Consider the following 10,855-nt stretch of genomic DNA (forward strand, 5'->3'; position numbering starts at 1 on the left):
GAAAAGTACGGTTACGCTCTCAAGAGAAAGGAAAACCTGCATACTGGAAAGAGTATAAAACAGGAAGATTGCAGGGGATATATTACGGAGCATTCTTTCAAGATAATCTCTGCCTCTTGTACTTCGCTAGGTATAATCGCGAATAGTTTTGTGTGTCTGTGTATGCCAAAACCAAGAGCCAACGATGCGGAACTTGACAAAATCGCTCGATTTGAGCGGATTAAGAAAGCGATTACAGTTTTAGAAAAACAACAAGCTATTATATTAAGGCAGGGGGCGCTTGCTCCACAAGGAGCTTGGGTAGCGCGTTACCAAGTCCGCCAAAATCTGAAGAAGTATTGGTACTATAAATTACAAGCTTCTACTCCTTGCTTACCTCAAGCGACATCTTCAAAACTGAGTAAATACAAGCATTTAGGCAAAGCTGGTACTCCTGAACATATTGATACTGTTATGTCTGTTTTCAGACGTTCTGTTTGGGATGAGATACAGAAAATAATTGATACCCTTGATGATTGTCTACTAGATATTAGTTCTGGTTCTGAGCAAGAGGAGGAAGATCCACAAGATTGAGTCCCCCTTATTATTCGCGAGTATTCATCGCGAATGATTTTCCTTTCTTTATTTTTGCACATTTGGGATGCTCCCTTTTGTAGTTCTTTTGCAATTGCAAGGGTGCAATCGTCGTATGCGATAACTTTTTTGTAAAAGAAGAGGTTGGCGCGAGCGTAGATGCGTACTCCTAGGTCGAAGCAAGCTAAGCACCGCGTCTGGTAGAGAAGCGGCTTGTCGTTAGATATCGCTGCTTTGATCACACTTAAGCAAAAAGTAAGAAGTCAAATGGTTTGGGTAATGGAAAAGTACCATCCGGCAAGGTAATCAGCACCCAATGCCGTTGCTCCTTCTTGCTCGGAGTAGGCTTAATGTCCATTAGGCATCGAGTTAAAAGGCTATATCAGCCCCATCCACACAAAAACTTTCTATTTAGGGGTTGCTGCAAAAAGCTTTAGTAAAGCTTCCTTATTTGCTTGATCCATCAGATAACATAACGTATAAAAAATGGTAATGTTTACGCAGTTACATATTTTCACGGTAATAATCCGCGAGTCTCAGCATAAAATATACCTTAAACTCTCCTTGAAAAGGGGAAAATTGGTTACTTAAAACAAGGAAAAAATAAAAATGCATTTAGTACTACGAATTTTAATTGGTGGTTTGTTAATTTCAGGAATACCGTCTGTAGGACGTGCAGCACTTATCACTTTCACCCACGAAGGTTCCGGTTCGGGGACTTTGGACGGTATATCTTTCAATAACGCCAATTTCCGGATTCTAGCTACTGGGGATACAACTAATCGTCAAGAATTCGGGGAAGAATTCGGGCAGGGCTTTTCTATCTCTCACGATTCTGCTTCAATCGAGATAAATAACGTAGGGAATTTCACGTTCACAATCCCTACACGAACCTTTGTCAGCAACTCTATTAGTGTTGTTGGCTTTTCTCTCGGTGGAGGCATTTTTGGATCGGATCTGTACAATGGACCTTCTAACAGTGTATTTAATTCATGGGATATGTTTTCGTCCATAGGCCCCATCTCAGGTTCTACCGAATTGTTACAGTGGACATTTAGTGATTTAAATACCAACAATGGATTATTAGTGTTTGATGATCAATCCACTACAGGTGTTTTCACCGCGACTACAGTCGCTGTACCTGAATCGCAAACCATTCTTGGTGCAGCTACAGCCATAAGCTTTGGTACTGCCTTCAAGCGTAAGCTGTCCAAGAAACAAAATAAAGATGAATTGAAGGCATAGCAGCTTATTCTTTGCAACCAAGCTGGGCGATCGCTCCCATCTTAAACCTAAGAATTATTACCAGCTAATGGCAACAGCAAGCGGCTGACTACCCGATGATCGGGTAATTGATAGAAATGCAATTCTCCTCCAAGTTGCTGCATGAGGTTTTGACAAATTAGTAGATGTAAACCTGGTGGTTGGTCGAGGTGAGAGGGAGCAAGCACATCCTTGGGTGTATTGCTAGATAGCGCTGTCATTAGCTGTGGTTCGATTTTGCCGTTATCCGTAATCGATAGTTCTAGCGATCGCTCATCTAAGCGACGACACCAAATATCAATTCTGCTACCGTGAGAACGGTAACAAGCAGCAACTAATAATTCATGGAGAACTAATTCAATTTTTACAATATCGCCAGCGATCGCCATTGAGGATTGAGAATTTGAGGTAATAACCCCTCTAACCAATGAAGAGTTTTTTGGTAACTCTCCATCCTCAATCGGTTGTCCCAAACCATGCACACCGATCCATAGTTTCTGTTGTTTGAGTAAATTTTCAACTCGTTCGAGCGATCGCTTCAGTAAACTAGCTATTGACATAGTTTCCCAGCTGATATGTAGCTGCCACTGCTCAAGTTTTAGCAGTCCACTCATAGAGGTGGTAGTCTGGTCTAACTGCCGCAGCAATAGCTGGTAGCGCATCTGAGCAAGTTCATTAGTTGGAATGCCTAAATCATTTATTTGAGTGAGCGACAGCGCTACTGTTCTTTGGATTTCCTCTAGACGATGGTTTTTGTACCAATTGAGTTGTCGTAATTCCTCTGTTGTAGACTCTAAAAGTTGAGTAATTTGCTTTTGACGACGCCACCAAGCTAATTGAGAGATTAGTGTTGCTGTAGCAGTAAGGCTTTGTTCTGACCAGTGGCGCTCATGATGATCTGCCAACAAAACCACACCTGTAGGTTCATAATCATCAGTGGTGCGTAATGCCATCACCAAAATTTGACCGATGTCAGGCCCATTAAACCATTTCCGTGTTTCTGGGGGTAAATCATCCATTTTCAGAGTCAAGTGACTCTCTTGAGCAAGCGCCCACTGAATTAGTGCCTCAGCTTTGATGGAAATAGATGCATCGGAAAAAATCCCAAACTGAGTATTAGTAATTACCCCTGGTATAACTTCTGCCCAACGCTGACCAGGCGACCAGGATAGTAACACCGCTAAGGGACAGCCCAGAACAGATGCTATTTGTTCTAGTGCTGTGCGTTCCAAATACTTTTCTCCTGCTGCGTTGCTGTTTTGGGCTTGTGCCAACATGCGTAGACATTGTTCAAATGTCTGAGAAATTTTTTCTTGTTGCTGAGTGCGGGTGTTCAGTTGCCACTGACGAACAATTACACCAACTTGTTGACTAACAACCCACAGTAATTCTTTTTCCCAAGTTGTCCATGAGCGATGGGTTTCGTGAGTGATGATTAAAAGCGCTTCTGGTGTATTACCTTGAGCACATTGGCAAATTAGTAGCGATCGCACACCATTTTCTAGTAAGGATGGACGCCAGTTAAAAAAGCGCAAATCTTCATCTAAGTTTTCAATCTCCACCGCTTGAGTTGAACGCTGCAAAAGCTGCCCATCCAATTCTTTGAGAGCATCAAAACTAAATGTCAAAGGCCTACGATTATGGGGTTGATTTTGGTAAATAGATTGATAATTATTTTGTTCCGGGTCGTATTGCAATAATAAAAAGCGGGTAGCAGCTAGTCGAATTAAAACTCTTGTAGCGCAGATATGTAAAGTTTTATGTAGATCATGTTCACTATAGATACTTTGGGCAACTTGGCTAGTTAGTTGGGTATCCTCTTGAATCTGTTTAATCGAGCTTTCCATACCTTCAGTGGGAGCAACTAGCGAGATTAAGCCAGCAGCACTCTGGACAAAATTTTTGTCTGTCTCCGTCCAGATTCGAGGCTCATTGCTTTCTACTGCCAAAAAACCGAGCAAATTCTTTTGCCAAATAATTGGAGCTGCTAGGAGCGATCGCACTCCTAGGCGTTGGAGTAACTTTGCCGTAAAATGGCTTTTCAAAGAACTGCGGGCGTCGCCAATTGAGACAATTTGATTGACTACCAAAGCATAATAAAAGTCGCTCAACTCTTGCACCGTCATTCCCGCCGCCGCTTGCTGACTGGTAGAATCACGATTGATTTTGACAAGCTGATTGCTCATCCGACACCAAAAGTAGCGCCCTTCCCGCTCAAACCAGTAAATATTTGTTCGGTTAGGGGAGACAAATTGATGAGTTGTCTGCACCACCGCTTCTAGTTTTTGATCTAGGTTACTCAGGGTGCGTAAATTTTCTAGCAATCCTAACAATGGCTCATCGGATCGCTTGGTTTGCTTTTGCTGCAAATCTATCTCATGTTGATAAAGCACTGCCCCCAGTTCGCCCAAAACCATCATCAGACGTGCTTTTGCTTCTCCAGACAGTAAGTAGCCCCACCGTTCTGAACCCAATAAAATCAAACCCAAACAGCGGTCTTTGTAGCGAATTGGTAAAAAAATCGTTCCTTGGATGTGGAATTTATCTGCAACTTTTGACCATTCTGCGACGCGGATTTCAACTCGCAAATCTGCTACACCCAAGGGACGTTGTTCAATCACCACTTGTTCTAATAAATCTCCAGGATTGAGAACAACCCGTTTTTTTAAAAGACTCGTGTCATTATCGGGTGTAATCCCCCCTTTACCAAACAATATGTGATTCAGGCGATCGTAAAGAGCAATCCAAACCAGTTTGTAGTCAAACTGCTCTTGGAGATAAGAAATAGTAGATTCAATCAGAACTTCAAGATTATCTTCTTCTCTAAGACTTTGGAGGACGCGCCCCAAGGAAACGATCTGCTGTTCGGCGGCTATAGGTTTTTGCGGCTGCCCCATCTGAATTATTGGTTAAAATAGCTTGTAATATATAAAATGCCCAGAAAAGTAACCTAAGTAATTAAGCTGTCGTGCATTTTCCCCAAACGATACTCTTAAATCAGTCAAAAGTTAATATTTATAACTTGATGAAAGCTTTGTTTTAAGTAAAAACACTATAAGAAAGCCGCAACTATGTACACAATTCCGATACCCTTACCCGTAAGTGAGGGTATTTTTTATGCAACTATGCCTAATTGGGAAATTTTCTGGAAAAGCTAATGGATATTTATAAATTTGCCATTCGTCCGCTTTTGTTCAATCTAGTAAAAACCGATCCAGAGTGGTTACACCAGCAGACGATTCGCAGTTTTAGCTGGCTGTCGCAAACCCCTACCAGTTGGGTAAACCAACGCTTACAAAAATCCTTGTGTCTTTACGATTCACGCCTAGAACAGAATTTGTTTGGACTAAACTTTCCTAATCCCGTAGGGTTGGCAGCTGGGTTTGATAAGGATGGAGTAGCTGCTAGCATTTGGTCTAACCTGGGTTTTGGCTTTGCAGAATTAGGAACTGTAACTTTTCATGCACAGCCAGGAAATCCGCCTCCCCGTTTGTTTCGCTTACCTTTAGACCTAGCCGCTCTCAATCGGATGGGCTTTAATAATCTTGGTGCAGCAGCAATGGCGGCACGTTTGACACAGGAAAAGCAGAAGTTCACCCAGTCAATACCCATAGGGATAAATTTGGGTAAATCTAAGGTAACTCCTCTAGAAGCAGCCGCACAGGATTACCTCGATAGTTTTCGCTTACTTAAGGAGTTGGGCGACTATTTTGTGGTTAATGTCTCTTCACCGAATACACCGGGGTTGCGATCGCTCCAAGATGCTCCTATGCTCGGCACGATTTTGGACTTATTGCAACAAGAAAACTATTCACAAAAGCCAATTTTTGTGAAAATAGCACCAGATTTGGAATGGGAAGCGATCGCGGACATTATTTCTCTAGCCAAAACCTACCAACTAGCTGGGATTATTGCCACTAACACTACCATCCGCCGTGATGGACTTAAAACTCAGGTGATAGACCAAACTGGTAAATCACCCCAAGAAGAAGCTGGTGGAATTAGCGGTGAGCCGCTACGCGATCGCTCCACTGAAGTAATTCGATTTATTTGGCAGCAAACTCAGGGAAAAATGCTAATTATTGGCGTTGGTGGCATTTTTTCCTCCGAAGATGCCTGGGAAAAAATCACTGCTGGTGCTAGCTTGATCCAGGTTTACACAGGCTGGATTTATGAAGGCCCACTGATGGTACGCCGAATTCTCACAGGTTTGCTTTCCAAGTTAGAACAAAACGGCTTAAATACCATCAGCGAAGCTGTAGGTTTGCAAACAAAAGTTCAAAACTAAATTTTTCAATTTTGCATTGTTTAACCTTCTTCTTCCAGTGGGAAAAACTCCTTAGCTTTTTCGGAAAATGTCCAAGCAATACCATCGGGATCTCTGCTGCGACTCCACTCTGAAAAATCTGGATCGTTTCGTCGTTTGTAAACAGTACTGGAGTAAACATTCAGCCGCTTGGCAAGTTCAGATTGAATCAGAGAGCCAAAAACTAACTGTTTTTCCAGCGATTGTTTTACTTGCTTGTGGGTTGTGTGTGGTAGTGATTCAGTTTCTAGTTCTTCCTCCTGTGGTTTTGGTGGTGGTGCTAGCAGCGATCGCGCAGTTTTAGCAACTGGTTGAGCAGGAAGTGCTTTTACAGGATCACTGCTGTCAAGTATGTTGCCCAGAATGCTAGCAGTTATAAAGTAATAAGACTGACCTCCGTCTTCGGAGTTATGTATACTGGCACCAAATTCTGAGGCTTTCCCATCTAAGTAGCGTTTGGCCACTGTTCCAGAAAAATTGCCCTTAATAGCCAAGTCCATTGGCGTCAGTCTGCCCTGATTTTCCCGAACCATCTGATGGAAAATTGGGTTAACTTTCTGACACCATTGTTGCCATTGATACTGCTGCCAAAGATTGAAGCCAATAATTAGCAGAATTACTGCCAGCAGAATTTTCCAAGTGGAAACTAGGAAAATAATCAAAAACGAGATGGGCAAAAGTAGAACGAGAAAAGCCTTCCCGTTGTCCTCTATTAGTTTTTCACTCATGCCGATTTTTGCCAAGTGAATTTTTTGGAAATAATATCATCTTGGCAAAAATTGTGGCATTTTTTTGTATCGTTTGGCAAAGTTGCAGTAAATTTGCCAGCAAAATCTAGTCACAGCAAGTTTATAACCTTAATAGCCTTCAACTTATGTGTTGTTAGAAAGTTTTTTTCCTAAAGAAAAAAGAAGGTTTTAGATTCCAAGCTTTCCTCAAAACCTTTTGCCCTAAGAATTTCCAGAAATGTGAAGACGGCAGGAACATGGAGAGCATTAGATAGAATTGCAGTTGCAATTACTCTCTAGCGGTGCTGGTAAGCTATATACCTGAACCCTTGGGGGAATTGGTACAGCTAGCTGCTAGAACACCGATTCAGTATTCAAGATAGGGGCGAGAAAAACCGATTATTTCGTAGAGACGTTGCATTGCAACGTCTCTACAGCAATGCAACGTCTCTACAGTCAACGATAATTGGTCGTTTTACCGAAAAGAAATCGGGTTTTTGCGATTACTGAATCGATGCTCTAGACGAGGCATAATGGCTGCTCTAATGATAAAACGGAATAATTAGTCAGGACTTACGCAAAAGTTGCCAAAAAGCTTAATTTATCAAATCGCCATCTCTACGAGAGGCTTTCGCCAACGCGCAGCGTCTAGCACAGAAGACGCCTTCTCTACGATCCACTACGTGAACGCGCAGCGTCTGGTAGAGAAGAACGCCGAGAATTCGTAGAGTGTGCCTAAGTCCTGCTAGTAATGGCACAAGCGCCAGAATCATAGTTTTGGCTTTCCCATAGAGTTTGGTTGCTCCAAAAGCGCATCTATTCTCTGTGTGACATGATTGGTTGGAATATGCTGGGCAAAAGCTGCACAAAAATTTGCCGCCTGTAAAAGTGGAGTCTTTCTTGTAATTTGCGATCGCCCCGTGGTCGATTACGTATTATGTTGGAGAACAGAGCCAGATCACTTTACAAGTAATGGAGAATCGACATCTAAAAGCCAATTCTCATCAACAAATTCTAGATTTTCATCATAAACAAGAACTAATTCACCAAGTTTTTGAGCTTTACTAATTACAGCTTTTGTATTATCAATAGCATCAGCTATGATGACAAACTTTAATTGTAAAAAACGTTCTTGGTGATTAACGCCAATCGAACTGCTAACTAATTCGGCTTTTATGGGACGCGGCAACGTAATTATTTCATAATATACATCTTGTTCATCCCAGTAGCCGCAAACTTTATAATCACATTGGTCGAGATGTTCTTGAACAAGTATATTGGCATCTAAAGTTTCTAATATTTCAGTTAAATCTCGCCAAACTTGATGATTTTTCAATTCGAGTTTTGTCATAGTTACGTGGATTTAATGTTCTGTTACCAAACCAGGGAAGTGTAATATACCATCAATAAATTTTGCATGAAATCGACGGTCGCCACCTTTACCTAAGACTTTAGATTTCAAATCGTAGCCTGATTCTTGGGAAGACACCAACCCAACATTACCGCGAGCAGGTACTTGCCCTTTCTCAATGGCTTTTAAATGTTTGCCTTTGTGATCATATTTTAATCCCAGCTTGATTTGTTCACTTGCAAATGAAACTAGCAGACCACTGATTGAAAGATATACGGTATCAGGTTGAATATTTGCCCAATTATCAGGTATGGCTTCCATTAAATTAATACTGATATAGTAGAAGCACAATTTATTTGTTGGCGAAAAAACAGCTATGACTTTAGGAACAGATAGCGATCGCTTCCGCAAGCAGTTATTTCTGGTAACATCATTGTTAACTGGTGTGATGGTTGCAGTGAGTGGGGCGATCGGTTTCGTAGGCTTGATGATGCCCCATAAGTGTCTACGCTAATCCAAAAGTTTGATCTTCATTTCTGCTTGCTAATCTACTTTTGTTAAAGTTAGGGTAATTTACTCAGTGGAGTCGATAAACCGTCAAGGCTGACGAGATTTTTCTGTTGTTGATAGTCTTGAACTCCTTGTTCTCCTTTTTTAGTTGCCCAGTTTACGAGAGCCTGACGTTGACCCCGATACTCATAAAGTGGTACGCCCAAACCACAGGAGGTTTGCACTTTATCGATATGAGCGACGATTATTTGACGAGTTCCTGGTAGCGACGAAAACAGAGAATACAAGGCGTTCCACTGGGTGGAACTTGGTAAAATTGTGTGTCCCTGTCCGTAGAGACGCAGGATACATGGAGGTTCCTTAAAGGCGCAAAACATAAAGGTAATTCGCCCATTCTCTTGCAAATGGGCTGAAGTTTCGTTACTGCTACCTGTAAGATCTAGATAAGCTACCCGGTTGGGCGAGAGGATGCGAAAGCAATCCAACCCTTTGGGCGATAAGTTAATATGACCCGTAGGACTCAGAGGTGCAGAGCCAACAAAGAAAAGGTGTTGGGCAACAATAAAGCTTTGCAGTTCTTCAGTAATACAGTCAAAAAATTTAGCCATAGACTGTCTGATTGATATTTGCAAATTTCCCATTTTATCAGCCTATGCCTTCGCAGACCATCTAGCAAGGCCTAAATGCCGATGTCTTACGACAAACCTTGATCACGTCTACGTTTGTAGTGACTGACAATAATACTATTGAGCGATAGTTTATTGAATAGTAAAACACCGATCGCGCCAATACTAAACCATCAAGCAAAGTGACTGTCACGCAGACATGAACTCCTTGTTAAATTAATGCATGGCTTGCAGCTTTATAATTTTACATCGTTAGAGTAGTCATAAAAGTGGGATAATGCAAGTACCATTTTTTCACTCAACTACCAAGTGCTTTGTGCGATCGCCCTCATCCTCACGCTCAACAGCAACAAAAAATCCACACTCGATCACTCCAACATAAAAGTCTGCAAATAATCCAAGGGAACTGTGAAGACATAGTAGATTACTCCTATACCAAGCAGAGCCACAGCCAAACTCGCAAGAATTATCCAACGGTCTGGCGGTTGATAGGTATCTTCGTCAATATCTCGGCGAACAGCGAAATAGTGCTGAGTAGAAAGTAACACTGTCAAGACACCTACCAAAGAGAACGCTAATCCCAACTTCCAACCATTACCAGGGGGTTGTGGTGCTAATGGAGGACGGATAATACGCAAACGCACAATCAATACACCAAAACCCATGAGCGCAATACCACTCCGCATCCATGCTAGATAAGTGCGTTCATTTGCCAAATGATCCCGAATTCGATCTGACCTATATTTCTGTACTTTTTCTGATTTCTTGGGCTCTATTTTTTCTGATTCTATCTTCATAGAATTTACATTGTCAGGTGACTGTTCAAACTAGTGAATACTTAATTAATATTCTCTCAAAAAGATACAAACAAATATTTTTTTTGATAACAAGATTTATTAATATACTTGACATATTTAACTAATTTTATTTGTTAAAATATAGCTTTTCTCACATGGCTGAGATCCAAGCACGGAGTTTAAGTCCTTGCTATCAAGATTAAGGTGTACCTTATTCATCTGAAAACCGCTAGATTATAATAAATAATCTTGCTTGCTATGCCATCTATTTCAATTCTATAATGGAATACAATTTAAAGAAAAGAGCCAGAGCAATTCTGACTCTTGTTTTCAATTTGTTTTTCTTGCTTAATTTGCAACTTCAATTTAGTTATAATTGCTCAATCATCAATTTTTGCATTGGTAATTCCGGCATCAAGCGCAGCTTGTAAATTATCAGGAATAAACCAGTTGGCTTCGCCAGATTTAAAAATGTTTGCAGGTGGAACATTAAATTCAGTTTCTCCAGTTTGGGGGTTACTTGTAGCAACTAACCTCAATTTTAGACAATACTTCAAATTCGGGTAATCTGAAAAGACCTGTCCTAAAACTTGAAAGCAAGTACACACAAGGCTTTTAGACTAAACCTTGCAGATTTTCTGTCAACGTAATAATTAGGGTTTGATATCGTTACTGATAGTTTAGACAAGCAAAATACAGTT

General features: G+C 41.2%; 10 protein-coding genes and 3 pseudogenes. 5 read left to right on the plus strand and 8 right to left on the minus strand.

The features are described from left to right. From IQ246_RS26305 to IQ246_RS26315, 3 genes and pseudogenes are all read left to right on the plus strand, one after another. Positions 1–119, plus strand: a pseudogene (locus tag IQ246_RS26305) (ISKra4 family transposase); the annotation flags it as partial. A 43-nt stretch (positions 120–162) separates the two neighbouring features. Beyond that, positions 163–573 (plus strand): transposase, encoded by a 411-nt coding sequence (locus IQ246_RS26310; RefSeq protein ID WP_194006248.1) that lies wholly within the window; start codon positions 163–165, stop codon positions 571–573. Positions 574–1,182: 609 nt separating this feature from the next. After that, positions 1,183–1,818 carry a PEP-CTERM sorting domain-containing protein gene (locus tag IQ246_RS26315; RefSeq protein WP_194006249.1) on the plus strand — a complete coding sequence of 212 codons (636 nt, stop codon included), beginning with the start codon at positions 1,183–1,185 and terminating at the stop codon, positions 1,816–1,818. Positions 1,819–1,865: 47 nt separating this feature from the next. On the opposite strand, the gene IQ246_RS26320 is transcribed toward IQ246_RS26315, so the two are convergent. Continuing rightward, positions 1,866–4,733, minus strand: a complete 2,868-nt coding sequence (locus IQ246_RS26320; protein WP_194006250.1) for a GAF domain-containing protein — start codon at positions 4,731–4,733, stop codon at positions 1,866–1,868. A gap of 260 nt (positions 4,734–4,993) precedes the next feature. Between IQ246_RS26320 and IQ246_RS26325 the strand changes: the two genes are divergently transcribed. Further along, positions 4,994–6,124: a quinone-dependent dihydroorotate dehydrogenase gene (locus IQ246_RS26325; RefSeq protein WP_194006251.1), complete on the plus strand. Its 1,131-nt coding sequence runs from the start codon at positions 4,994–4,996 to the stop codon at positions 6,122–6,124. Positions 6,125–6,144: 20 nt separating this feature from the next. Here IQ246_RS26325 and IQ246_RS26330 read toward each other — a convergent pair whose 3' ends face one another. The 3 genes from IQ246_RS26330 to IQ246_RS26340 all read right to left on the minus strand — a co-directional run bounded on the left by IQ246_RS26330 (position 6,145) and on the right by IQ246_RS26340 (position 8,542). Next, positions 6,145–6,870 (minus strand): hypothetical protein, encoded by a 726-nt coding sequence (locus IQ246_RS26330; protein ID WP_194006252.1) that lies wholly within the window; start codon positions 6,868–6,870, stop codon positions 6,145–6,147. A 958-nt stretch (positions 6,871–7,828) separates the two neighbouring features. Continuing rightward, positions 7,829–8,221: a hypothetical protein gene (locus IQ246_RS26335; RefSeq protein ID WP_194006253.1), complete on the minus strand. Its 393-nt coding sequence runs from the start codon at positions 8,219–8,221 to the stop codon at positions 7,829–7,831. Between the two features lie 12 nt (positions 8,222–8,233). Continuing rightward, positions 8,234–8,542: a hypothetical protein gene (locus tag IQ246_RS26340; RefSeq protein ID WP_194006254.1), complete on the minus strand. Its 309-nt coding sequence runs from the start codon at positions 8,540–8,542 to the stop codon at positions 8,234–8,236. A 49-nt stretch (positions 8,543–8,591) separates the two neighbouring features. Here IQ246_RS26340 and IQ246_RS26345 point away from each other — a divergent pair. Beyond that, positions 8,592–8,735: pseudogene (locus tag IQ246_RS26345) on the plus strand (iron chelate uptake ABC transporter family permease subunit); the annotation flags it as partial. A 49-nt stretch (positions 8,736–8,784) separates the two neighbouring features. Here IQ246_RS26345 and IQ246_RS26350 read toward each other — a convergent pair. The 4 genes and pseudogenes from IQ246_RS26350 to IQ246_RS26365 form a co-directional block, all read right to left on the minus strand. Continuing rightward, on the minus strand, positions 8,785–9,339 hold the full coding sequence (locus IQ246_RS26350; RefSeq protein WP_194006255.1) for a pyridoxamine 5'-phosphate oxidase family protein: 555 nt from the start codon (positions 9,337–9,339) through the stop codon (positions 8,785–8,787). 109 nt (positions 9,340–9,448) lie between these two features. Then, positions 9,449–9,568, minus strand: a pseudogene (locus IQ246_RS31065) (pyridoxamine 5'-phosphate oxidase family protein); the annotation flags it as partial. 157 nt (positions 9,569–9,725) lie between these two features. Then, positions 9,726–10,154: a YidH family protein gene (locus tag IQ246_RS26360; protein ID WP_194006257.1), complete on the minus strand. Its 429-nt coding sequence runs from the start codon at positions 10,152–10,154 to the stop codon at positions 9,726–9,728. 380 nt (positions 10,155–10,534) lie between these two features. Next, positions 10,535–10,711 carry a hypothetical protein gene (locus tag IQ246_RS26365; protein ID WP_194006258.1) on the minus strand — a complete coding sequence of 59 codons (177 nt, stop codon included), beginning with the start codon at positions 10,709–10,711 and terminating at the stop codon, positions 10,535–10,537. Positions 10,712–10,855 lie beyond the last annotated feature (144 nt).

Origin of the sequence: aff. Roholtiella sp. LEGE 12411 (assembly GCF_015206995.1) — a bacterium.
Taxonomy (GTDB): Bacteria; Cyanobacteriota; Cyanobacteriia; order Cyanobacteriales; family Nostocaceae; genus Komarekiella.

Coding starts and splice junctions, on each gene's coding strand:
- IQ246_RS26315 (WP_194006249.1), top strand. CDS start 1,183: ATGCATTTAGTACTACGAATTTTAATTGGTGGTTTGTTAATTTCAGGA.
- IQ246_RS26310 (WP_194006248.1), top strand. CDS start 163: ATGCCAAAACCAAGAGCCAACGATGCGGAACTTGACAAAATCGCTCGA.
- IQ246_RS26325 (WP_194006251.1), top strand. CDS start 4,994: ATGGATATTTATAAATTTGCCATTCGTCCGCTTTTGTTCAATCTAGTA.
- IQ246_RS26340 (WP_194006254.1), bottom strand. CDS start 8,542: ATGGAAGCCATACCTGATAATTGGGCAAATATTCAACCTGATACCGTA.
- IQ246_RS26330 (WP_194006252.1), bottom strand. CDS start 6,870: ATGAGTGAAAAACTAATAGAGGACAACGGGAAGGCTTTTCTCGTTCTA.
- IQ246_RS26360 (WP_194006257.1), bottom strand. CDS start 10,154: ATGAAGATAGAATCAGAAAAAATAGAGCCCAAGAAATCAGAAAAAGTA.
- IQ246_RS26320 (WP_194006250.1), bottom strand. CDS start 4,733: ATGGGGCAGCCGCAAAAACCTATAGCCGCCGAACAGCAGATCGTTTCC.
- IQ246_RS26335 (WP_194006253.1), bottom strand. CDS start 8,221: ATGACAAAACTCGAATTGAAAAATCATCAAGTTTGGCGAGATTTAACT.
- IQ246_RS26350 (WP_194006255.1), bottom strand. CDS start 9,339: ATGGCTAAATTTTTTGACTGTATTACTGAAGAACTGCAAAGCTTTATT.